The sequence below is a fragment of the Jiangella alba genome, from assembly GCF_900106035.1.
GTDB classification, from domain to species: Bacteria; Actinomycetota; Actinomycetes; order Jiangellales; family Jiangellaceae; genus Jiangella; species Jiangella alba.
In genome coordinates this window covers 1,515,123-1,537,894 of record NZ_FNUC01000003.1, presented here as the reverse complement: position 1 = coordinate 1,537,894, position 22,772 = coordinate 1,515,123, and the positions used below count along the sequence as shown (strand labels likewise).

The 22,772-nt window shown below is 72.6% G+C and carries 20 protein-coding genes; 12 read left to right on the top strand and 8 right to left on the bottom strand.

Annotation, left to right across the window (positions count from 1 at the left end; translation table 11 throughout):
- The first annotated feature begins 85 nt into the window (after nt 1-85).
- Complete coding sequence (locus BLV02_RS09550) at nt 86-1,339, top strand: MFS transporter (RefSeq protein ID WP_281243370.1); 1,254 nt, start codon at nt 86-88, stop codon at nt 1,337-1,339.
- On the opposite strand, the gene gcvT is transcribed toward BLV02_RS09550, so the two are convergent.
- Complete coding sequence (gene gcvT / locus BLV02_RS09545) at nt 1,340-2,446, bottom strand: glycine cleavage system aminomethyltransferase GcvT (protein WP_069115246.1); 1,107 nt, start codon at nt 2,444-2,446, stop codon at nt 1,340-1,342.
- 25 nt (nt 2,447-2,471) lie between these two features.
- On the opposite strand from gcvT, the gene BLV02_RS09540 reads away from it, so the two are divergent.
- Nucleotides 2,472-3,233: a metallophosphoesterase family protein gene (locus BLV02_RS09540; RefSeq protein WP_069115245.1), complete on the top strand. Its 762-nt coding sequence runs from the start codon at nt 2,472-2,474 to the stop codon at nt 3,231-3,233.
- Nucleotides 3,234-3,276: 43 nt separating this feature from the next.
- Nucleotides 3,277-4,773, top strand: a complete 1,497-nt coding sequence (locus tag BLV02_RS09535; protein ID WP_069115244.1) for a leucyl aminopeptidase — start codon at nt 3,277-3,279, stop codon at nt 4,771-4,773.
- Between the two features lie 156 nt (nt 4,774-4,929).
- Here the strand turns inward: BLV02_RS09535 and BLV02_RS09530 are convergent, their stop codons facing one another.
- Nucleotides 4,930-5,253 carry a hypothetical protein gene (locus BLV02_RS09530; protein ID WP_069115243.1) on the bottom strand — a complete coding sequence of 108 codons (324 nt, stop codon included), beginning with the start codon at nt 5,251-5,253 and terminating at the stop codon, nt 4,930-4,932.
- A gap of 153 nt (nt 5,254-5,406) precedes the next feature.
- Between BLV02_RS09530 and lpdA the strand changes: the two genes are divergently transcribed.
- The 3 genes from lpdA (at nt 5,407) to BLV02_RS09515 (ending at nt 9,574) form a co-directional block, all read left to right on the top strand.
- On the top strand, nt 5,407-6,789 hold the full coding sequence (gene lpdA / locus BLV02_RS09525) for a dihydrolipoyl dehydrogenase (RefSeq protein ID WP_069115242.1): 1,383 nt from the start codon (nt 5,407-5,409) through the stop codon (nt 6,787-6,789).
- Between the two features lie 69 nt (nt 6,790-6,858).
- On the top strand, nt 6,859-8,679 hold the full coding sequence (gene sucB / locus BLV02_RS09520) for a 2-oxoglutarate dehydrogenase, E2 component, dihydrolipoamide succinyltransferase (RefSeq protein WP_069115241.1): 1,821 nt from the start codon (nt 6,859-6,861) through the stop codon (nt 8,677-8,679).
- Nucleotides 8,680-8,683: 4 nt separating this feature from the next.
- On the top strand, nt 8,684-9,574 hold the full coding sequence (locus tag BLV02_RS09515) for a TIGR01777 family oxidoreductase (RefSeq protein WP_069115240.1): 891 nt from the start codon (nt 8,684-8,686) through the stop codon (nt 9,572-9,574).
- Nucleotides 9,575-10,198: 624 nt separating this feature from the next.
- On the opposite strand, the gene BLV02_RS09510 is transcribed toward BLV02_RS09515, so the two are convergent.
- The gene (locus BLV02_RS09510) at nt 10,199-12,025 is read right to left on the bottom strand and encodes a serine/threonine-protein kinase (RefSeq protein ID WP_069115239.1); all 1,827 of its coding nucleotides are present in this window, start codon (nt 12,023-12,025) and stop codon (nt 10,199-10,201) included.
- A 107-nt stretch (nt 12,026-12,132) separates the two neighbouring features.
- Between BLV02_RS09510 and BLV02_RS09505 the strand changes: the two genes are divergently transcribed.
- Together BLV02_RS09505 and BLV02_RS09500 are read left to right on the top strand one after the other, a co-directional pair.
- On the top strand, nt 12,133-12,654 hold the full coding sequence (locus BLV02_RS09505; protein ID WP_069115238.1) for a DedA family protein: 522 nt from the start codon (nt 12,133-12,135) through the stop codon (nt 12,652-12,654).
- Entirely contained in the window at nt 12,651-13,367 is a 717-nt protein-coding gene (locus tag BLV02_RS09500) for a Type 1 glutamine amidotransferase-like domain-containing protein (protein ID WP_069115237.1), read from the top strand. The genes BLV02_RS09505 and BLV02_RS09500 overlap by 4 nt, the downstream gene beginning before the upstream one ends.
- A gap of 3 nt (nt 13,368-13,370) precedes the next feature.
- On the opposite strand, the gene BLV02_RS09495 is transcribed toward BLV02_RS09500, so the two are convergent.
- On the bottom strand, nt 13,371-15,092 hold the full coding sequence (locus tag BLV02_RS09495; RefSeq protein ID WP_083289279.1) for a BCCT family transporter: 1,722 nt from the start codon (nt 15,090-15,092) through the stop codon (nt 13,371-13,373).
- Between the two features lie 119 nt (nt 15,093-15,211).
- The gene (locus tag BLV02_RS09490) at nt 15,212-16,225 is read right to left on the bottom strand and encodes an LLM class flavin-dependent oxidoreductase (RefSeq protein ID WP_069115236.1); all 1,014 of its coding nucleotides are present in this window, start codon (nt 16,223-16,225) and stop codon (nt 15,212-15,214) included.
- A 59-nt stretch (nt 16,226-16,284) separates the two neighbouring features.
- Between BLV02_RS09490 and lipB the strand changes: the two genes are divergently transcribed.
- The 4 genes from lipB (at nt 16,285) to BLV02_RS09470 (ending at nt 19,686) form a co-directional block, all read left to right on the top strand.
- Nucleotides 16,285-16,935 carry a lipoyl(octanoyl) transferase LipB gene (gene lipB, locus BLV02_RS09485; protein ID WP_083289278.1) on the top strand — a complete coding sequence of 217 codons (651 nt, stop codon included), beginning with the start codon at nt 16,285-16,287 and terminating at the stop codon, nt 16,933-16,935.
- A gap of 9 nt (nt 16,936-16,944) precedes the next feature.
- Complete coding sequence (lipA, locus tag BLV02_RS09480) at nt 16,945-17,874, top strand: lipoyl synthase (RefSeq protein WP_069115318.1); 930 nt, start codon at nt 16,945-16,947, stop codon at nt 17,872-17,874.
- Between the two features lie 42 nt (nt 17,875-17,916).
- On the top strand, nt 17,917-18,669 hold the full coding sequence (locus BLV02_RS09475; protein WP_069115234.1) for a hypothetical protein: 753 nt from the start codon (nt 17,917-17,919) through the stop codon (nt 18,667-18,669).
- A gap of 171 nt (nt 18,670-18,840) precedes the next feature.
- A complete protein-coding gene (locus tag BLV02_RS09470) occupies nt 18,841-19,686 on the top strand; it encodes an Abi family protein (protein WP_083289295.1) in 846 nt (281 codons plus the stop codon).
- Nucleotides 19,687-19,696: 10 nt separating this feature from the next.
- Here the strand turns inward: BLV02_RS09470 and BLV02_RS09465 are convergent, their stop codons facing one another.
- The 3 genes from BLV02_RS09465 to BLV02_RS09455 are packed head-to-tail and all read right to left on the bottom strand — an operon-like array spanning nt 19,697 to nt 22,649.
- Nucleotides 19,697-20,848, bottom strand: a complete 1,152-nt coding sequence (locus BLV02_RS09465; protein ID WP_069115233.1) for a PA2928 family protein — start codon at nt 20,846-20,848, stop codon at nt 19,697-19,699.
- On the bottom strand, nt 20,848-21,834 hold the full coding sequence (locus BLV02_RS09460; protein ID WP_069115232.1) for a PA2928 family protein: 987 nt from the start codon (nt 21,832-21,834) through the stop codon (nt 20,848-20,850). Before BLV02_RS09460 ends, BLV02_RS09465 begins: the two co-directional genes overlap by 1 nt.
- Nucleotides 21,831-22,649: a hypothetical protein gene (locus tag BLV02_RS09455; protein WP_069115231.1), complete on the bottom strand. Its 819-nt coding sequence runs from the start codon at nt 22,647-22,649 to the stop codon at nt 21,831-21,833. The genes BLV02_RS09460 and BLV02_RS09455 overlap by 4 nt, the downstream gene beginning before the upstream one ends.
- Between the last annotated feature and the right edge of the window lie 123 nt (nt 22,650-22,772).

The following is a 22,772-nucleotide window of genomic DNA, read 5'->3' as shown; positions in this document are numbered from 1 at the left end:
TCCATCCGGGCTTCTTGACAAGACACGCGTCATGCTGTTGCCTTCCGCGTAAAGTTCAGTTCGCGGGGGGCGGGAGTTCATCGACGTGGGTAGTTCAGCGCCCGCAAGGCGCGAGCGTCTGCTCAGCGACCCGGACGTCTTCCGGTACGTGGCGGCGCGCATCGTTTCATTGACCGGCTCGGCAGTCACCTTCATCGCCATGCCGGTCCTCATCTACGGCATCACCGGGTCGGCCACGTGGACGTCGCTGGTGATCGTCGCCGAGGCGGTGCCGTACCTGGTGTTCGGCCTGTGGGCGGGCGCGCTGGCCGACCACGCCGACCGGCGCCGGATGATGGTCGGCGCCGACCTCATGGCGGCGATCGCGCTGGCCACGGTGCCGGTCGCGTTCTGGTTCGACTCCCTCACCGCGGTCCACGTGCTGGTGGCCGCGTTCGTCGTCCGCACCATCTACGTGTTCTTCGACGCCGCCAACCAGGGGGCGCTGCCCACGCTCGTCGGGCGAGAACGGCTGCCCGCGGCGAACGCGCTGGTGGCGGGCGGCAGTACGGTCGCCGAGACGGTGGTGCCGACGCTCGCCGGCGCGCTCATCGTGGTCATCTCGCCCGCGTCGATCATCGCCATCGACGTGCTGACGTTCGTCGCGTCGGCGCTGCTGATCCGCGGCATCGTCCGGCCGCTGACCGGCGCGCGGCCGGCCCAGAGCACGCTGCGGCTGTCCGCCGTCGCCGAGGGCACCCGGTTCATCCTGCGGCACGAGATCATCCGGGTGATGATCGTCATCGGCGTGCTGGTGGCGTTCAGCGCCGGGTCGCTGATGGCCATCCTCGTCGTCTGGGCCGACCGCACCCTCGGCGTCCAGGAGGGCGACTGGCGGCTCGGCATGCTGTTCGGCGCCTGGGGCATCGGCGCCGTCGTCGGCAGCATCCTCATGCCCCGGCTGATGCGCGCCTTCGGCGGGGCGCGGGCGGCGCTGATCGTGCTGCCGTTCGCGGCCGCCTCCGGCGTCACCGTCGCGCTCGCGGAGACCTGGCTGACCGGCGCGCTGGCGATCGCCGGGTGGTCGCTGATGTACCTCGTCATCGCGACGATCTCGGTGACGCTGCGCCAGCAGGTGACGCCGGAGCGGCTGATGAGCCGCGTCATGACGGCCGGGCGCATGGCCACCTTCGGCGTCGGCTACCCGCTGGGCGCGGTCGCGGCCGGCGCGCTGGCCGGCGTCTTCGACACCGACGAGGCGGTGCTGGTCTGCCAGCTGTCGCTGGTGCTCGCGGCGATCATCGCCTGGCTGTCGCCGCTGCGATCCGCGCCGAAGCGGCTCGACGTCGCCGAGGGCTGATCAGCCCGTCTTCGTCGACGGCTGCACGAACGGCGGCTTGACCACCTCGAACGTCTCGGCCCGGCCGCGGACGTCGACCTGGACGTCGGCGCCGTCGGCGACGCCGGGCGGCAGCAGCGCCAGCCCGATGCCCTGCTTCAGCGTCGGCGAGAACGTCCCGGACGTCACCGTGCCGGCCGGCTCGCCGTCGACGGACACCGTCATGCCCGGACGCGGGATGCCGCGGCCGCGTGCCTTGAGGCCGCGCAGGCGGCGGGCCGGCCCGGCCGCCTTCTCGGCCAGCAGCGCGTCGCGGCCCCAGAAGGCCGGCTTGGACCAGCCGACCGCCCAGCCGGCCCGCGCCTGCACCGGCGAGATGTCCAGCGAGAGGTCCTGGCCGTGCAGCGGGTAGCCCATCTCGGTGCGCAGGGTGTCGCGGGCGCCCAGCCCGGCCGGCGCGATGCCGAACCCGGAACCGGCCGCCAGCAGCGCGTCCCACACCCGCCCGGCGTCGTCCCACGGGACCAGCAGCTCGTAGCCGCGCTCGCCGGTGTAGCCGGTGCGGCACACGACCAAGGCGACGCCGTCGTGGGTGGCCTCGGCGAACGACATGTACGCGTGGCCGGTCGGCAGCCCGAGCGCGTCGAGCACCTCGTCGCTGTTCGGGCCCTGGACGGCGAGGACGGCGAAGTCGCGGTGCCGGTCGCGCACCTCGACGCCGGCGGGCGCGGCGGCCGCGAGCCGGCGGACCACCTCGGCGTTGTTGGCGGCGTTGGGCACCAGCAGCAGGTCGTCGTCGGCGCGCAGGTACACGATGAGGTCGTCGACCACGCCGCCGGACTCGTCGCAGCACAGCGTGTACTGCGCCTCCCCCGGCCCGATCTTCTCCAGCGCGTTCGTCAGGCACGAGTCGACGAACGCCCGCGCGCCCGGCCCGGTGACCGACGCCTTGCCGAGGTGGCTGACGTCGAACAGGCCGGCCCGCTCGCGGACGGCCGTGTGCTCGTCGACGATGCCGGTGTACTGCAGCGGCATCGACCAGCCGCCGAACTCGGCGAACTTGGCGCCCAGCGCCACGTGGCGGTCGTACAGGGAGGTCCTGGCGAGGTCGTCGGTCGTCACGGCCACACCATACGGGGTCTACCCTCGGCGCATGGTCGCCTCCGTCGCTGTCCTGTCCGACGTCCACGGCGCGCTCCCTGCGCTCGAGGCGGTGCTGGCCGAGCCGGACGTGCGGTCGGCCGAGCGCATCGTGCTGACCGGCGACATCGCGGCCGGGCCGCTGCCCGTCGAGACGCTGGACCGGGTGGTCGCCGAGGGCGAGCGGGTGGTGTGGGTGCGCGGCAACGCCGACCGCGAGCTGGTCGCCGTCGCGCGCGGCGGGACGTCCAGGATCGACGTCTCCGACTGGGCCGGTAAGCAGCTGCGCGCCGACCAGGTCGAGCTGCTGGCGAACCTGCCGCACCCGGTGACGCTGGACGTCGGCGGGTTCGGGCCGGTGCTGTTCTGCCACGGCACGCCCCGCGACGACGACGAGGTCGTGCTGGTCGACAGCTCGCTCGCCCGCTGGGCGGAGGTGCTCTCGACGGTGCCCGGCGACGTGCGCACGGTCGTCTGCGGCCACACCCACATGCCGTTCCAGCGCCTGGTCGACCGCCGCCTGGTGGTGAACCCGGGCAGCGTCGGCATGCCCTACGGCCGGCCCGGGCCGCACTGGGCACTGCTGCACGACGGCGTGGTGTCGTTGCGGCGCACCGCGATCGACCCGGACGCGCTGGGCGACGCGGTCGTGGCGGCGAGCGGGTATCCGGACCGGGCCACGTGGGCGGACGAGTACGCGCGTACCGTCCACTCCGACGCCGAGGCGCTGACGGTGTTCGCACCGCGGGCCGGACACGAGGTGACCCGGCGGTAGCATCGGGCGAATCGACTGAAACACGCGCGACGTCAGGAGAACCGTGACCAGCATTGCCCTGTCCTCCGCCGCCCCGACGGGCCTCAAGGTCGACGCCGTCGTCGTGGGTGTGGCCCCGGGCGACGACGACGTCGTCCTGCTGCCGGGCAGCGAATCCCTCGACAAGGCCCTGAAGGGCTCGCTGGCGAAGCTGCTGGGTCAGCTCGGCGCCACCGGGAAGGCCGACGAGGTCACGAAGCTGCCGGCGATGGGCGCCGCGAAGGCCGGCCTGCTGGTCGCCGTCGGGACCGGTCCGCTGGCCGAGGCGGGAACGCCCGCCCGGCACGAGTCGCTGCGCCGGGCCGCCGGCGCCGCCGCCCGCGCCCTGGCCGGCCAGCAGTCCGCCGCCGTCGCGCTGCCGGTGCTCGACGAGGCCGACGCCGCCGCCGTCGCCGAGGGCATCACGCTCGGCGCCTACACGTTCGACCAGTACAAGAGCGGCGACCCGACGGCGCCGGTCGGTTCCGTCACGCTGATCGGCCCCGGCGTCAAGGCCAAGGGCGTCAAGGACGCCGTCGCCCGTGCCGAGACCGTCGCCGCCGCCGTCAACCGCGCCCGCGACTGGGTCAACGTCCCGCCGCGCGACCTCACCCCCGCCACGTTCGCCGACGCCGCCACGAAGCTGGCCAAGAGCGCCAAGCTCGACGTCGAGGTGCTCGACGAGAAGGCGTTGGCCAAGGGCGGCTACGGCGGCCTCATCGGGGTCGGCCAGGGCTCGGCCAACCCGCCGCGGCTGGTCCGCGTCGCCTACCGGCCGTCGCGGGCGAAGAAGCACGTCGCGTTCGTCGGCAAGGGCATCACGTTCGACTCCGGCGGCCTGTCACTCAAGCCCGCCGACAGCATGGTCGAGATGAAGAGCGACATGAGCGGCGCCGCGGCCGTCATCGCCGCCGTGCACGCCATCGCCCAGCTCGGCACCAAGGTCGCCGTCACCGCCTACGCCGCCATGGCCGAGAACATGCCGTCGGGCAGCGCGCAGCGTCCGTCCGACGTCATCACCATCTACGGCGGCAAGACCGTCGAGGTGCTCAACACCGACGCCGAGGGCCGCCTGGTGCTGGCCGACGGCATCGTGCGGGCCGCCGAGGACGAGCCCGACCTCATCGTCGACGTCGCCACGCTGACCGGCGCCGCCGTCGTCGCGCTGGGCAAGCGGGTCTCCGGCATCATGGCCAACGACGACGACCTGGGCGCCCGCATCCACGACGTCGCCGGCCGCGCGGGCGAGGCCATGTGGCCGCTGCCGCTGCCGGTCGAGCTGCGCGAGAAGCTCGACTCCCCCATCGCCGACATCGCCAACATCGGCGACCGCTGGGGCGGCGCGCTGCAGGCCGGGCTGTTCCTGCAGGAGTTCGTCGCCGACGGCATCGGCTGGGCGCACCTCGACATCGCCGGGCCGGCGTTCAGCGACAAGCCGTTCGGCTACACCCCGAAGGGCGGCACCGGCGCTGCCGTGCGCACGCTGGTGCAGCTGGTCGAGGACGTCGCCGCCGACATCTGACGGCTCCGCCCGGGACGGCGGTCGTGCGGGCGGCGCCGAGCGGCGGCGCCCCGGCACGCTTTGCAATGAGCACCGATACGCACCGGTGCGTCCTAGTGCTCATTGCAAAGCGTGCGGAGCAGTAGCTCTCACCTGCAGCGACGCGCGGCGGACGGGTCAGGCGCCGCGGCCGCCGTTCTTGCGATTCCACTCGCGCATGCGCTGCGGGTAGCCGACGACCTGCGCGTCGTAGGCCGGGATGCCCAGCTTGCGGGCCAGTCCGTGCGCCGCGGCGGCGTCGCGCACCCGGCGCCGCGTCCACTCGCCGTCGTGGGCGACGAAGACGACGGTGGTGGCCGTCATGGTGGTCGGCGGCTCGACGAACGCCTCGACGCCGCGGCGGGTGCGGGCGAACTCCTCGAGGTGCTTGACGTCGGCGGAGTCGGCAGCACGATCCAAGCTGCCTTCGGCGCTCTTCCGCCGTCGCCGGAACAACCCCATTGCCTCGACCTCCGAGTTCGTTCGCCGGGTGGAAACCAGACACTACCTGCTCACAGTGCAACGTCCCGGTCCGGTGAATGGTGTCGGAACAGCGAATGGAAGGATGCTGTTGACGCGGTAGAGAGCACAACGACGACACCGAGGAGCACCACCGTGGCCGACACTGCCGGTTTCGACGTCATCATCCTGGGCGGCGGGAGCGGCGGCTACGCCGCGGCGTTCCGCGCCAGCGAGCTGGGCATGAAGGTCGCCCTGGTCGAGAAGGACAAACTCGGCGGCACCTGCCTGCATTACGGCTGCATCCCCACCAAGGCGCTGCTGCACGCCGCCGAGATCGCCGACCAGTCGCGCGACAGCGAGCAGTTCGGCGTCAAGACCACGTTCGACGGCATCGACATGCCCGGCGTGAACACGTACAAGGACGGCGTCGTCGCCCGCATGTACAAGGGCCTGCAGGGCCTGTTCAAGGCCAACAAGGTCACCGTCATCGAGGGCGAGGGCAAGCTCGCCGGGCCCAACGCCGTCGAGGTCGGCGGCACCCGCTACGAGGCCCGCAACATCATCCTGGCCACGGGGTCGCGGTCCCGGTCGCTGCCCGGTCTCGACATCGACGGCACCCAGGTCATCAGCAGCTACGAGGCGCTGCGGCTCGACCGCGTGCCCAAGTCGGCGGTCGTGCTCGGCGGCGGCGTCATCGGCGTCGAGTTCGCCAGCGTGTGGCGCTCCTTCGGCGCCGACGTCACCATCGTCGAGGCGCTGCCCCGGCTGGTCCCGGCCGAGGACGCGTCCGCCTCGAAGGTCGTCGAGCGGGTCTTCCGCAAGCGCGGCATCGGCTTCAAGACCGGTGTGCGGTTCGCCGGCGTCGAGAAGCACGACGGCGGCGTCACCGTGTCGCTGGAGAACGGCGAGACCCTCGACGCCGAGGTGCTGCTGGTCGCCGTCGGCCGCGGCCCGGTCACCGACGGGGTCGGCTACGAGGAGAACGGCGTCACGCTGGACCGCGGCTTCGTCGTCACCGACGAGCGGCTGCGCACGTCGGTGCCGAACGTGTACGCCGTCGGCGACATCGTCCCCGGCCTGCAGCTGGCGCACCGCGGCTTCGCGCACGGCATCTTCGTCGCCGAGGAGATCGCCGGCCTCAACCCGGTGCCCGTCGACGACCTCGGCATCCCCAAGGTCACCTACTGCGACCCCGAGGTCGCCTCCGTCGGCCTCACCGAGGCGCAGGCCAAGGAGCGGCTGGGCGACGACAAGGTCGAGACGCTCGAGTACGGCCTCGGCGGCAACGGCAAGAGCCAGATCCTCAAGACGCAGGGCTTCGCCAAGCTCGTGCGCGAGAAGGACGGGCCCGTCATCGGCCTGCACCTCGTCGGCGCCCGGGTCGGCGAGCTCATCGCCGAGGCGCAGCTGATCTACAACTGGGAGGCCATGCCGGACGAGGTCGCCCAGCTCATCCACCCGCACCCCACCCAGAGCGAGGCGCTGGGCGAGGCGCACCTCGCACTGGCCGGCAAGCCGTTGCACGTCCACGGCTGACCTGCCGGGGCATAAGCTTGCCTCGGCCTTGTAGCGACGGACCGTACGTAGGACTCGAGAGGACATTCGATGGCAACCTCCGTCACCTTGCCCGCACTCGGCGAGAGCGTCACCGAGGGCACAGTGACCCGCTGGCTCAAGCAGCCGGGTGACACGGTCGCCGTCGACGAGCCGTTGCTCGAGATCTCCACCGACAAGGTCGACACCGAGATCCCGTCGCCGGTCGGTGGCACGCTGCTGGAGATCAAGGTCGCCGAGGACGAGACCGTCGAGGTGGGCGCCGAGCTGGCGGTCATCGGTGAGGCGGGCGAGTCCGCGGGCGACGGCAGCAGCGGCGGCCAGGCGGCCGAGGAGGCTCCGGCGGAGGCTGCTACGGCTGAAGCTCCCGCTGAGGAGGCGCCGGCTCCCGCTGAAGCGCCCGCTGAGGAGGCGCCCGCCGCCGAGCCGGCGCCCACCGCGGCGGCGAGCAACGGCGGCGGCGAGAGCACCGAGGTCACGCTGCCGGCGCTGGGCGAGAGCGTCACCGAGGGCACGGTCACCCGCTGGCTCAAGCAGCCGGGCGACACCGTCGCCGTCGACGAGCCGTTGCTCGAGATCTCCACCGACAAGGTCGACACCGAGATCCCGTCGCCGGTCGGTGGCACGCTGCTGGAGATCAAGGTCGCCGAGGACGAGACCGTCGAGGTCGGCGCGGTGCTCGCGCTGGTCGGCACGGGTGACGGCGCGGCCGCCGCGGCGCCCGCTCCCGCCGCACCGGCGCCGGCCCAGGAGGCGGCGCCCGCGCCCGCCCCCGAGCCGCAGCCGGCCCCGTCCACCCCCGCACCCGCTCCGGTCCCGCAGGCGCCGCAGACCCCGGGGCCGCAGGCGACCGCCACGCAGGCTCCGCCCGCAGCGGCCCTGGCCGCTCCGGCCCCGGCCCCGGCGGCCCCCGCGGCGCCGTCCGGCAACGGCACCCCGTACGTCACGCCGCTGGTGCGCAAGCTGGCCAGCCAGCACGGCATCGACCTCGGCACCGTCCAGGGCACCGGCATCGGCGGCCGGGTCCGCAAGCAGGACGTGCTGGCCGCGGCCGAGGCCGCGAAGGCCGCCGCCGCGCAGCCGGCCCCGTCCGCCGCACCTGCGGCGGCCCAGCCGGCCGCCGCGCCCGAGACGGTCGAGCCGTCGCCGCTGCGGGGCACCACCGAGAAGCTGACCCGCATGCGCAAGGTCATCGCCAAGCGCGTGCACGAGTCGCTGCAGGAGACCGCGCAGCTCACCAGCGTCGTCGAGATCGACATCACGACGCTGGCCCGGCTGCGCGACCGCGTCAAGGCCGACTTCGCCCAGCGCGAGGGCGTCAAGCTGTCGTTCCTGCCGTTCTTCGCGAAGGCCGCGATCGAGGCGCTCAAGCAGCACCCGAAGATCAACGCCTCGATCGACGTCGAGAAGGGCGAGGTCACCTACCACGACCGCGAGAACCTCGTCATCGCCGTCGACACCGAGCAGGGCCTGCTGGTGCCGGTCGTCAAGGACGCCGGCGACCTCAACATCGCCGGGCTGGCGCGCAAGATCGCCGAGGTGGCCGAGAAGGCGCGCACCGGCAAGCTGACGCCCGACGAGATCACCGGCGGCACGTTCACGCTGACCAACACCGGTAGCCGGGGCGCGCTGTTCGACACGCCGATCTTCTTCCAGCCGCAGGTCGCCATCCTCGGCACCGGCGCCGTCGTCAAGCGTCCGATGGTCATCGACGACCCCAACCTGGGCGAGACCATCGCCGTCCGGCACATGGTGTACTTCGCGCTCAGCTACGACCACCGGCTGGTCGACGGCGCCGACGCCGCCCGCTTCCTCACCACGGTGAAGCAGCGGCTCCAGGGCGGACGGTTCGAGGCCGACCTGGGCCTCTGACCCCGTGCGGGTCGCTGTCGCGGGCTCCAGCGGTTTCGTCGGGTCGGCGCTGGTCGCCGGGCTGGAGTCCGCCGGTCACGAGGTCGTGCGGCTGGTGCGGCACGCCCCGGCGGCCGCGAACGAGGCGCGGTGGGACCCCGAGCAGGGCGTGGTCCCCCTCGCCCGCCTCACCGACGTCGAGGCCGTCGTGCACCTCGGCGGCGTCAACGTCGGCTCACACCGCTGGACCCGCCGGTTCAAGCGGCAGCTCCACCACAGCCGCATCCGCTCGACGACGGTGCTCGCGTCCGCGCTGACGGGCCTGTCCGTACGGCCGCGGGTGTTCGTCTGCGCGTCGGCGATGGGCTACTACGGTCCCGACCGCGGCCGCGAACTGCTCGACGAGGAGTCCGGTCCCGGCGACGGCTTCCTCGCCGGCCTGTGCCAGGACTGGGAGCACGCCGCCCAGCCCGCCCGCGCCGCCGACATCGCCGTCTGCCACCCGCGCTTCGGCCTCGTCATCGGGCCCGGCGGCGGGGCGCTGAAGCCGCTGCTGCCGCTGTTCCGGCTCGGGCTGGGCGGCCACTTCGGCAACGGCGAGCAGTTCTGGAGCCCCGTCTCCCTGCACGACACCGTGCGGGCCCTCCGCTTCCTCGTCGAGCAGCACGGCTGCGTCGGCCCCTACAACGTGACGGCGCCCGAGCCGGTGTCGAACGGCGAGTTCAGCCGGGTGCTCGCGGCCGAACTGCACCGGCCGCGGCTGCTGCCCGTGCCCGGGTTCGCCCTGCAGATCGCCATCGGCCAGGCGTCGTCGGAACTGCTCGGCAGCCTGCGCGTCGTGCCGACGCGGCTCAGCGAGGCCGGGTTCGAGTTCGAGCATCCGGAGGTGCGGGCGATCATTCGCTCCGCTCTGTGAGGTCTCGATTCGTTGGGGTCTCGGTTCGTTGGGGTCTCGTTGGCTGGGTTCGTACCGTTGGCCTGCCCCCTGCTGCTCTCGATGGTCGGGGGCGCGGGAGGCCGCCTCAAGCGGACCTCTGTGTTGGCGCTTCGCGCGACGAGAGGACCGCTTGACCCGGCCGCCCGCGCCCCCGTGAAAAGCAGCGTCAGGGGGCCGGCCGAACAATGGGCCCGGCTCCTACCTCTGTGCCACCTCAGCCCCGCCGGCCTCTCACCCTCGCTGGGTGGGATTGGCTACCGACTCCGCTGTTGGTCCCGGTCCGCTGGCCGCAGCCTGGTCCGCTCGTGGGTCGGCTACCGACTCCGCTGTGGGTTGGTGTTCGCTGGCCGGTGCTGCTCCAAGATCATCCAGGTTTCGGGGCGTGATAGCACCCCAAAACCTGGATGATCATGGCGCGAGAGCCAGGGCACGTCGCCCAGCAGCCGGCCTGGGACCGGCGACCTGGCATGGAAGCGGCGCGGACCGCGGGTCAACGAGGGCGCTGCGCGAGCGTCGCGTTGGGGTAGGTATGACCCGCCCCTCTAGGGAGGGTGCCCACCCTACGGGCGGGCACCGACAACGTCGCACCGCGAAGGGCGCGGGCTAGCCGAAGCGCCAGGAGCTGGTGCCGTCGGGATTGGCGACCGCGACGAGGTCGGCCTCCCAGGTCTGCTCCTCGAAGCCTTCCATCTCCTGCTCGACCCCGCCGTCGTCGTCGACGAGGGTGTAGGGGGGCGTGCGCTGGGTGATGGTGACCGTCGCCCGGCCGCCTTCCTGGGACACGACCTCGGCGTTGACGACCTCGAAGGTGAGGCCGTCGGTGTGGACGCCGGCGTCGTCGTACTCCTGGAGCAGTTCGGCGTCGTCGGTGAGGGTCGGGTTGGTGGGGGCGTGCACCTGGCAGAGCAGCTCGGGGTCGCCGTCCTCGAACGCCTGCGCCCGCAGCGAGTACAGGCGCTGCACCTCCTGGGTCCAGTCGGTGACGGTGGGCGGCGGGACGGTGGGCGCGGGCTGCGGACCGCCGCAGAGGTCGGTCGACGCCTCGGAGTCGGGGCTGGAGCCGCTGGCCGGGCCGTCGGTCGGGGTGTCATCGCCGAAGATGCGCCAGCCGACGATCGCCACGCCCGCGACCAGCAGGAGCGCCACCAGGGTGCTGACGATCCAGAGGCGGTCCTTGCGTTTCGGCGGGGCGTCGTCGTCGGGGGGCGGTGGGGCGCCCCGGCGGGACTCCTTCGCCGCCGGAGCGGCCGCGGCCGCGGCCGCGCGGCCGCCCGGAGCCGCAGCCGCGGGACGGCGGGCGGGGGGACGCTCGCCGGGCGGCGGGCCCGAGGGCGGAGCCGCTGCCGGGCCCGTCGGCGGACCCGAGGGCGGGCCCGACGGCGGCGGTTCCTCGCTACGGCCGCGACGTCCACGGCGCGGCGTGCGGATGGGGCCGGTGGGCGCCGTGGGGCTCGCCCCGGCCCCTCCGGGCACCGTGGCCGGGCCGGCACCCGCCGGCGCCGCCAGACCGCCCACAGCGCCGGACGGCAGCGCCTCGGACGGCTCGGGCGCCTCCGCGCGACGACGCGCGCGGCGGCCGGTCGAGGTGGAGCGGCCCATGAACGCGGCGACGTCGTCGTCGGCGCCCATGACCGGGGCGTCGACGACGCGCCGCATGGTGCCGGTAGTGGCGTGGTTCTCCTCGAGGACCAGCTCGACGGGCGCGGGGTCGGCCACGGCGAAGAACACGTTGCCGATGCTGCTGACGGGCGGACGCCGGTTCGGCGCGGGGTCGAGCGCGCTGGCCAGCAGCGCCTGCGTGGCCGGCGGGACGGCGGGCAGCGCCAGCCGCGCGGACGGCAGGTACCCTGTCAGCGCCACCACCGCGGCCGTGACCAGCCCGTACACGTCGGCCGGCGGCCCGGGCGGCGAACCGGCCTGGACCTCCGGCGGCACCGGACGGGCCCGCTGGCCGACCCGCAGCGGCACGCCGGCCTGCACCAGCCCGACGCCGGCGACCATGGGCCGGCCGTCGAGGCTGAAGACGAGGTCGTCGAGGGTGAGGTCGCCGTGCACGATGCCGCGGCGGTGGAGCTCGGCCAGCCCCTCGGCGACCGGCGCGCACGCCGTGACGACCTCGCCGGCCGGCAGCACGCCGCGGGCGCCGATGATGCCGGCCAGGCTGCCGCCCTCGGCGGCGCCCAGCACGACGACGATGCCGCCGGGACCGTCGACGACGTCGAGGAACGGGATGACGTGCGGGTGGTCGACGGTACGCAGGGCCTGCGCGGCCAGCCGCAGCCGATCGCGCACCTGCGGACCGACCTGGCCGACGAAGCGCAGGGTCACGGACGCACCGGTGGCGTCCTCTCGCGCGAGGTACATGGCCGACGCGTCGGAGCCGAGCCGCCGGGTGATCGTGTAACCCGCGGGAGTCTCGAGACCCTGCATTTGCTTATCGTTGCAAACCCCACGCCCGAATGCCGCATCGGCCGTGTCACAACCTGGCGCACGGATGCCGCATCGGCCGTGTCACGAAGCTGATTACGATCGGAGACATGGACGGGGTCACGCCGCTCGCCGCGCCCGAGAGCCCGTTCGGCCTGCCGCTCTGGCTGGGCATCGCCGTCATGTTCGGCATCGTCGTCGCCCGAGCTCAGGCCACGTACTGGCTGGGCCGGGCCGCGGGGACGGGCATCGCGCGGTCGGGCTGGGGCGAGCGCCTCGGCCGCGACCGGCTACACCGCGCCGAGCGGATCGTCGGGCGCTACGGGCCGGTCGCCGTCACACTTTCGTTCTTGACGATCGGCGTGCAGACGGCGGTCAACGCGGTCGCCGGCGCCACCCGCATGCCGTTCGGCCGCTACCTCGCCGCCATGCTCGTCGGGTCGGCCCTGTGGGCGGTCATCTGGACGGTCGGCGGCCTGGGCGTCATCTGGGGAGCGGTGACGGTGGCGTCGGCGGCGCCACTGGCGGCCACGGCGGCGCTGGTCGCGGCCGTCGCCGTCGTGACGGCGGTCATCGGCTACCGTCGTCGGCGCGCCCGCCGCCCGCTCGTCCCCGACCAGGAGGCCCGATGACCCGCACGCCGACGATCCTCGCCACCAGCGGCGGGTTCGCGTACGACGCGCGCGAGAACCTCCGCCCGGCCGGGCTGGCGCGGCTCGCGCTGCAGCTCACCGAGGCCGAGCGGCCGAAGCTGTGCTTCGTCCCCACGGCGTCCGGCGACAGCACGCTCTACGTGCAGCGGACGTACGCGGCGTTCGCCGGCTGGTCGGTCGACGTGTCGCACCTGAGCCTGTTCCCGATGCCGAACGTCGAGGACATCCGGGCGCACGTGCTGGCGCAGGACGTGCTGTGGGTCGGCGGCGGGTCGGTCGCCGGGCTGCTGGCGATGTGGCGGCTGCACGGCCTCGACGACGTCATGCGCGAGGCGTGGGAGGCCGGCGTCGTGCTGGCCGGGGTGTCGGCCGGCTCGATCTGCTGGCACGTCGGCGGCCCCACCGACTCCTTCGGCCCGCAGTTGCGCGCCGTCACCGACGGCCTCGCGCTGCTGCCGTACGGCAACGGCGTCCACTACGACTCCGAGGAGCAGCGCCGGCCGCTGCTGCACCGCATGGTCGCCAGTGGCGAGCTGCCCACGTCGTTCGCCACCGACGACGGCGCCGGCGTGCTGTACCGCGGCACCGAGCCGGCCGGCGTGTTCACCGAGCGCGACGGCGCCGGCGGCTACCTGGTCGAGGCGTCCGGCGGGGAGGCCAAGGAGACCGCGCTCCCCGCCGAACGCCTCTGAGTCTCAGCGGCGCGGCTCTGGATCGTCCCCCGGCGCCACGCCGTCGACGCCGCTCTTCACCTGCAGGTGGAACTCACCGTCGTAGCGTTCCAGCCCGTAGTCGACGGCCTGCTCGACGGCCTCGACGCCGCGGTCCTCGCGCAGCATCATCGGATCGGTGCGCAGGTCCTTGGCCAGCGCCACGCAGACGCCGACCATCACCAGCATGAACGGCGCCCCGGCCAGGATGGTGATGTTCTGCAGGCCGTCCAAGGCCGTCGAGCCGCCCTCGCCGATCATCAGCATGATCGCCGCCACGGCCCCCATGAGCAGCCCCCAGAAGACGACCACGCCCTTCGACGGCTCGATCGACCCGCGTTGCGACAGCGTGCCGGTGACGATGGACGCGGCGTCGGCGCCCGACACGAAGAAGATCGCCACCAGCAGCATCACCAGCACGCTGGCGATCGTCGTGATCGGCAGGTGTTGCAGCACGGAGAACAGCTGTTCCTCCTGCCCGGTCGGATTCTCCGCGGTGCCGGCGATGTCCTCGCCGCCGCGCTGCAGGTCGATGGCGGTGCCGCCGAAGATGCAGAACCAGACCACGCTGACGACGCTGGGCACCAGCAGGACACCCACGACGAACTGCCTGATGGTGCGGCCGCGGCTGATGCGGGCGATGAACATGCCGACGAACGGGGTCCACGACATCCACCAGGCCCAGTAGAAGATCGTCCAGCCGGACACCCACTCCTGCATGGCGTCGCCGCCGCTGGCCTCGGTGCGGGCGGCCATCTCGGCGAGGTCGGCGAAGTAGTCGCCGATGGCGGTCGGGAGCAGGTTGAGGATGAAGATCGTCGGGCCGGCGACGAACACGAAGAACGCCAGCACCGCGGCCAGCACCATGTTCGTGTTGGACAGCCACTGGATGCCGCGCTCGATGCCCGACACCGCCGACGCGACGAACGCGAACGTCAGCACGGCGATGATCGCCACCAGCAGCCCGGTGCTCACGTCGTTGAGCCAGCCGACCTCCTGCAGGCCGCTGCCGATCTGCAGCGCGCCCAGGCCCAGCGACGCGGCCGTGCCGAACACCGTCGCGAAGATCGCGAAGACGTTGATCGCCCGGCCGAAGCCGCCCTCGATGCGCCGCCGTCCCAGCAGCGGCGTGAACACCGAGCTGATCAGCTGGCTGCGGCCGCGCCTGAACGTGCCGTAGGCGATGGCCAGGCCGACGACGGCGTAGATGGCCCACGGGTGCAGCGTCCAGTGGAACAGCGTCGTGGCCATGGCGGTGTTCATCGCCTCGATGCTCTCCGGCTCGCCGGTCCCCGGCACGGGGTCGGTGGTGAAGAACGTCAGCGGCTCGTTGACGCCGAAGAACATCAGGCCGATGCCCATGCCGGCGCTGAACATCATCGCGACCCAGGAGGACGTGCGGAACTCCGGCCGCTCGCCGTCGGCGCCGAGCGGAATGCGCCCATACCGGCTGAACGCCACCCAGAGAATGAAGACGACGAACCCGGTGGCGGTCAGCGCGAACGCCCAGCCGGCGTTGTGCGTGATCCACGACAACGCCTCGGACGAGGCGCTGGCCAGCGAGTCGGTGTCGACGAAGCCCCAGATCACGAACGCGAGCACGATGCCGCCGGCGATGCCGAAGACGATCTTGTCGGTCGGACGTCTCTCCGCGGCGGATGACGCGTCGGAGCGGGAGGTGGTGGTCGTTCCTCGTTCAGCAGTCACGTCGGATGGCGTACCCCGTAGGGGCACTTCTCCTCTCTTCACCCACAGCAATGTCGCGTTTCAACGTAACGGCCGCGCCCTTCCGGGGCACGCCGAAACGTCAGTGTGGGTGGGACGCGTCAGGGCCGCAGAGCGGCCAGCAGCTCGTACGAGCGCAGCCGGTCGGCGTGCGGCGTCACCGTGGTGACGACCATCAGCTCGTCCGCGCCGGTACGCTCCACCAGCGCGGACAGCTCCCGCCGGACGGTGTCGGGGCCGCCGGCGATCTGGCCGCCGAGGAACGGCGCCAGCAGCTCCAGCTCGGCGGGGGCGAACTCGTGCGCCGCGGCCTCCTCCGGCGTGGGCAGCGGGCCGGGCGCGCCGCTCCGGAGCCGCAGCATCGACAGTTTCATCGGACCGGCCAGCCACTGCGCGCGCTCGTCGTCGTCGGCGAGGACGACGCTGACCGCGACCATCGCGTACGGCGCCGCCAGCGCGGCCGACGGCTGGAAGCCGTCGCGGTACAGCTGCAGCGCCGGGACGGTGTTCGCGGCGCTGAAGTGGTGGGCGAAGGAGAACGGCAGCCCGAGCGCCGCCGCGGCCCGGGCGCTGTAGTCGCTGGACCCGAGCAGCCAGACGGGGACGTCCTCGCCGCGGCCCGGCGTGGCCGTGATCGCGGCGTACGGGTGATCGTCCGGCCACTCCCCCGACAGGAACGCCCGGACCTGGGCCAGGTGCTGGGGGAACTCCTCGACCAGCCGGGGGTCGCTGCTGCCGCGCAGCGCGTGCGCCGTCAGCCCGTCGGTGCCGGGTGCGCGGCCGATGCCGAGGTCGATGCGGCCCGGGTGCAGCGCCGCCAGCGTGCCGAACTGCTCGGCGACGACCAGCGGCATGTGGTTCGGCAGCATCACGCCGCCCGACCCGACCCGCATCGACGTCGTCGCCGCGGCCACCGCCGCGATGAGGACCGGCGGCGACGAGCTGGCGATGCCCGGCATGTTGTGGTGCTCGGCCATCCAGTAGCGGCGAAAGCCGAGGTCATCGGCGTGCCGGGCCAGCTCCAGGGTCTGCGCCAGCGCGGCGGACGGCGTGGAGCCGGTCACGACGGGCGCGAGGTCGAGGACGGACAGGGGTACTCCGCGGAAGGTCGCCACGACAGGTGCCAACCGCGCGGTTGCCGCAGGACTTCCCGGCGGGCGTAGGCTCGACGTCCGTGGGCGAGCTACGGATCATCCGGCATGACGGGTTCGTGCCGTATCAGGAGGCGTGGGACGAGCAGCGGCGGCTGCACGCCGCACGGGTGGCCGGCGAGATCGGCGACACCGTCGTCCTGCTGGAACACGAGGCGGTCTACACCGCGGGCAAGCGCACCACGCCCGAGGAACGGCCGCTGCTGGATGCCGGTGCGCCGGTCATCGATGTCGATCGCGGCGGCAAGATCACCTGGCACGGGCCGGGTCAGCTCACCGGCTACCCGATCCTCAAGCTGCCCGAGCCATACGACGTCATCGGCTACGTCCGCCGCGTCGAGCAGCTCATGCTCGACGTCTGCCGCGACTTCGGCGTCGACGCGGTCCGGGTCGACGGCCGCAGCGGCGTCTGGATCCAGCCCGGCGACGGCGCCCCCGACCGCAAGCTGGGCGCCGTCGGGCTGCGCGTCGCCCAGGGCGTCACCATGCACGGCTTCGCCCTCAACTGCGACAACGACCTCGGCTGGTACGACCGCATCGTCGCCTGCGGCATCAGCGACGCCGGCACCACCACGCTGTCGCAGGAGCTGGGCCGCCGGGTCACCGTCGCCGAGGCGCTGCCGTATGTCGAAGGTCACCTCGACGAGCTGCTCGCGCTGCAGCCGCAGACGTAGGGTGGAGTGGTGACTGTCGCGCCGGAGGGACGTCGGCTGCTGCGCCTCGAGGTGCGCAACGCCGAGACGCCGATCGAGAAGAAGCCTTCCTGGATCAAGACGAAGGCGACCATGGGCCCGGAGTACCGCGAGCTGCAGTCGCTGGTGAAACGCGAGGGCCTGCACACGGTCTGCCAGGAGGCCGGCTGTCCCAACATCTTCGAGTGCTGGGAGGACCGCGAGGCGACGTTCCTCATCGGCGGCGACCACTGCACCCGCCGCTGCGACTTCTGCCTCATCGACACCGGCAAGCCGGACGACCTCGACCGCGACGAGCCGCGCCGGGTCGCCGAGTCGGTCCAGGCCATGGGCCTGCGCTACGCCACGGTCACCGGCGTCACCCGCGACGACCTGCCCGACGAGGGCGCCTGGCTGTACGCCGAGACCATCCGCGAGATCCACAAGTTCAACCCGAACACCGGGGTCGAGATCCTCACCCCCGACTTCTCCGGCAAGGCCGACCTCCTGCAGCAGGTGTTCGACGCCGAGCCGCAGGTGTTCGCGCACAACGTCGAGACCGTGCCGCGCATCTTCAAGCGCATCCGGCCGGCGTTCCGGTACGAGCGTTCGCTGGACGTCATCTCCATCGCCCGCGCCGCCGGCATGATCACCAAGTCGAACCTCATCCTGGGCATGGGCGAGACCCGCGAGGAGATCTCCCAGGCGCTGGCCGACCTCCACGGCGCGGGCTGCGACCTCATCACCATCACGCAGTACCTGCGCCCGTCGGTGCGCCACCACCCGATCGAGCGGTGGGTGAAGCCCGAGGAGTTCGTCGAGCTGCAGGCCGAGGCCGAGGAGCTCGGCTTCGCCGGCGTCATGTCCGGGCCGCTGGTGCGCTCGTCGTACCGCGCCGGACGGCTCTACCGGCAGGCCATGGAGGCCCGCGCCGCCCGCTGACCTTGTGATCGGTAGGCGCGGCCCCGCCGCGACGATGCCGGCATGACGCAGCACTCGTGGCCCGGCGACCCCGCGGCGGCCTGGCGGCGCACACCGGCCGATGGCCCGGCGCCGTCGTCGCGGCGCCGAAACCCGCCCGACCTCTCCGACTTCGAGACCTTCACCCGGCTGCTGCCGCGGCGTGGCGAATACCTGGCCATGCCGGTGATGTACGGCGTCGGCGGCGCGTTCTGCCTCGCGGTCGGCCTGCACCTGATGCGCTACCAGCGGCCGCTCGACCCATTCGACGGCTCGGCGCCGGCGTGGCTGGGGCTGATCGCATACTGGCCGCCCTGGTTCCTGCTGCTCGGGCTGGGCGTGGCCGGGCTGTGCTGGGCGCCGGTGTCGTACGTGCGCGGCAAGCGCGACCACCCCCGCTACCTGCGGGAGCTCTACGAGCGGATCAACCGTGAGGGAATCATGGTCCAGACGTTCCTGAGCACCCTGCGGCTGGAGGCCAACGAGGGCACCGACCCGTCCCGGATCGCCATCGAGACCCGGGCCGGCGACGCCCAGGCGGGACGGCTGCATGCCGCCTTCCACACCTGGCTGGACGTGCTCAGGCACGACGACGACGCGCGCGAGGCCGCGCAGAAGCGCATCGGCAGCCGCCGGGTGCTGCCGGCGACCGAGCTGTTCGGCCCCGAGGCCGAGGGCGGCTACCTCCTCCGTGCCTCGTCCATCAGCCAGTGGCAGGTCCTGCTGCCCGACGGTCCCACGAACTGGCAGGTCGAGCCCGTCCGCAACGAGCGCTGACGTTGCATGGTCACAGTGGGTCGACTAAGATCGACATCACCAAGACCGGTTCCGCCCATTTCGTGGGTCCAGGGCCGGTCCTCATTTTTTTTCCTGGCCGGGACGGTTGCAGTCGTGGTCAAGGCATACCAAACCTTTGAGCAGCAGGTCGACCTGCTGTGTCGACGTGGCATGGACGTCGGCGACCGAGACGCTGCGATCGAGGTTCTTCGCCGGGTCAACTACTACCGCCTCAGCGGCTACTGGTACCCGTTCCGGCGATGGGACGGAACCGAACGCGGCGACGACTTCTTCCCCGACACCCGGCTGACGGATGTGGTCGCGCTCTACGACTTCGATGCGGCCCTGAGAGCAGCCACCTTCTCCGCCCTCGCCCCGATCGAACTGGCGATACGCGCGCTGCTCGGTCACGAGCTCGGCCGGCTCGACCCGTGCATCCACCTTGATCCGAGCAAGCTGGGCCCGAGGGCGCTACGCGGAGGTACCTACCGCAGGTGGCTCGACGGTTACCAGGCGGCACTGACCTCGTCGCGGGAAGACTTCGTCGCCCACCACTACGGAAAGTACGGCGGGACACTCCCCGTCTGGGCGGCCGTCGAAGTCCTGGACTGGGGCGGTCTGACCTACTTGTTCGGGTTCGCTCCGCGTCGCGTGCAGGACGAGATCGCCGCGGTGTGCGGACTCCGGGCGCCACAGCTCGAGAGCTGGCTCAAGTCCCTCAACCTCGTACGCAACACCTGCGCACATCATGGCCGCCTCTTCAACAGAGTGCACACCATCGTTCCGAAACTGCCTCCCGTCGGGTCGCATCCGGATCTCGACTCCGCCACGACGTCGTGGAACCGTACCTACGGCCAGCTGACCTTGATCCAGTTCCTGCTGGATCGACTTCGGCTCGGACGAACCACGCTGCTGCCGGCCGTAGTGAGGTCGTTCCCCACCGTCCGAGCTGTCCCGCTGACACATCTAGGCGCCCAGGGGCACTGGCAGGACGCGAGTCGACTCTGGCGACGCTGACCCGAGGTGGTCAGAGCCCGAACCAGCCCTTCTCCGCCACGACGATGTCGCGGACGGCGCCGTCGGCGCCGACGATCACGACGTGGTCGGTGGGCCACGGGCCACCCGGGGAGCCGAACGGTCCCTCCCAGCCGGCCTCGACGATCAGGACGAGCTCGCCGGACGGAGCCGTGGAGGCCGACTCGACGCCGCCGCGCACGTCGAGGGTGGCGGTGATGGCGCCGGTCTCGACGTCGACCACGGTGAGCCGCCGGTTCTCCTCGTCGTTGGGGCCGGCGCTGCTCTGGACGACGACGTGCCCGGTGGCGAGGCCGGCGGTCGTCAGGACCGCCTCGTCGCCGGGTTCGAAGAGGTCGTACGGCCAGTCCAGGCCGACGCAGGCCCGCTCCGGCGGCAGCTTCGGGACGACCTCCTGCACCAGCCCGGCGGCGTAGAAGTCGACCGGCGACAGCTCGCGCTGAACCCCGTCCTCGACGACGTGCAGGCGGGTGATCGCCAGCCCGGCCGGCGTGCCGTCCGGCGGCACGAGCCCGATGTCGCCGGTCTCGGCCACCGGACGGGTCACGTCGTAGGTGATGGGCGCGGCGCCACCTTCGCGGCCGACCTGGCACCCCCACGTGTCGCGAGTGGCATCGTCGGCCGGCACGGCGGCGGTCTCGTCGAGCGGGAACTGACGGGTGTCGCCGTCGTCGGTCGCGAAGAGCACGGCCTCGCGCCGCGGGTCGTACACGTAGTTGTCCCAGCGGCCGTGCGGCACCTCGTCGCCGAGCCCGTCGATGCCTTCATCGCTCGCCACGGTGTCGCCGTCGTCGAGCTCGATGATCGCCACGCCGAACGTGTGCCGCACGTACACGTACCGCTCACCGGCCGCGACGACCTCCGGACTCCACGTCGCCTCCGGCAGCTCCGCGTCCCAGACCGTCTCCCCCGTCGCGACGTCGACGGCCAGGACGCCCGTGCCCAGGCCACCGGGCCGCAGGCCGGGCATGCCGTCGTCGTCGTAGCCGATCAGCGCGACGTCGCGCCCGTCGACGGTCGTGAAGAACGGCCGCCCCTCGATGGACGCGGTCGTCCGGATCACGAAGCCCGGCACGACGTACGCGCCGAGGACGAGCACGACGATCATCACGGCCATCGCGGCCGCGCCCAGGCGCCGTCGCATCAGAACCACCGCATTCCGGGGTCGCCAACCATGAACTCGGTGAAGCCGGCGGCGGTGACCACGACCAGCAGGCCGGTGTCTTCGTCGTTCTCGGTGAGGATCAGCACCCGGCCGCCGGGCGCGTTCACCACCTGCCGCAACGTCCCGGGCAACCGGTACGTGTGCGCCGGCTCGTACGTCTCCGGGTCGACGACCGTCAGCGACGAGTGCGGCTGCTCCAGCGCCTCCAGGACGTAGAACCCGGACCCCGCGGCGACGCCGTACCGCTCGGCGCGGGTGTCGAGCAGGAAGAAGTCGGTCCGGGTGGCCCAGGTGTTGAGGTCGATCGAGCTGCCGTCCGCGGCGAGAGCGCTCTTCGACGTCGTGCCCGGCTGGTTGCCGTACAGGTCACGCTCGTCGTCGACGTTCAGGACGTCGCGCCAGCGGGCCGCGGCCCCCGGGTCGGCGGGCCCAGCGGTCGTCGCCCCGACTGGTATCGCCATAACCTCGCCGCCCGAGGTCAGGGTGACGACGGCGTCCGTCGCGGCGTCATGGGCGTAGGCGGTGCGCGAGGCGAGATACGCCGCGCCGAGCCCGTCGACACCGTCGCCGCGAGCCACCACGTCGCCGTCGTCCAGGCCGAGGATCACCAGGCCGTCGTCGGTGGTCACGTACGCGTAGCCGGCGCCGGCGGCGAGCACGCCGGCCTCGATGGCCGGGTACGCGGCGGAGAGCTGCCGGTCCCAGAGGTGGTCGCCGGTCTCGAGGTCGACGGCCGTGACCCGGACGGTGACCTCCCGCGAGAACATCCACAGGATGCCGCCCATCGTGCCGCCGGCCTCGTGCCGGTACGCGACGACGGCGACGTCGCGGCCGTCGACCGTGGTGACCGCGAGGTCCAGCGACGGCCGCGTGGGACCGTCGACGCCGTCGGCGGCGAGCGCGGCGACACCGGCGCCCAGTGCCGCGACGACCAGCGCGAGCACGATGAGAACGCGGCGCCTCATCCGCCACCTCCTCCGCCGCTGTCGCCCGTGGGCCGCCGGTAGTCCTCTCCCCGCGGGTCGAACTCGACGGGCGCCGCCGGGTCCAGTTCGATCAGCACGTCGGTGTCGCCGGGAGCGGCCGGGTCGGTGTGCACCCACAGCCGAGCGCCCGGCAGCGGCACGCGCTCGGGCTCGGTCAGCAGCCGTGCGGTCACCCGGTGCTCCCCCGCGTAACCGGCGACGACCTCGAACTCCGGCTGCGACCCCGCCCAGGTCTTCAGGAACCGCACCGACTCCAGGACGCCGTCGACTCGATGGCCCCGGGCGCGCAGTTGCCGCATGCGCTCCTGCCGGCGCAGCGCGCCACGGGCCAGCGTGATCGCACGGCCGATCAGGATCACCCCGGCCACCGCGACCGAGCCCGGGATGGTGGCGGCGATCAGCACCGGCAGGTTCGAGCCGGTGTCGGACCACGCTTCCTCGAGCGGCGCCGTGATGGTGGCGCCGAACCCCAGTAGCCCGACGCCCAGCATCAGCCGGGTCCCGGCGCTGGACCGGCCGGTCAGTCGCTCACCCAGCGCGTTGACGGCGATCGCAGCGGCCAGCACGACCACGGCCGGCGGGCCGGCGCGCAGGGCGACGTAACCGAACCCGTGCTCCCTCGCGATCAGCACGAAGAGCACGATGAGCGCGACCGGCAGGGTGGCCAGCAGGACCAGGCAGGCGAGGACGAGCAACGTCCAGGCTCCGGCGCCGCCGCGCGGCCGTTCCCGCACGATGTGGTCGCCGGTGTCGTGGACGGAGAACACGACGTCGGAGTAGTCGGGTGCGGCCATGTCCCCGACGTTGTCAGCCGCGTCGCTCCTACCGATCACGGATTCGGCCGACGTTGTCGGTGCCCGCCCGCAGGGTGGGCACCCTCCCTAGAGGGGCGGGTCATCGGACGGCTCGCGTTCGTA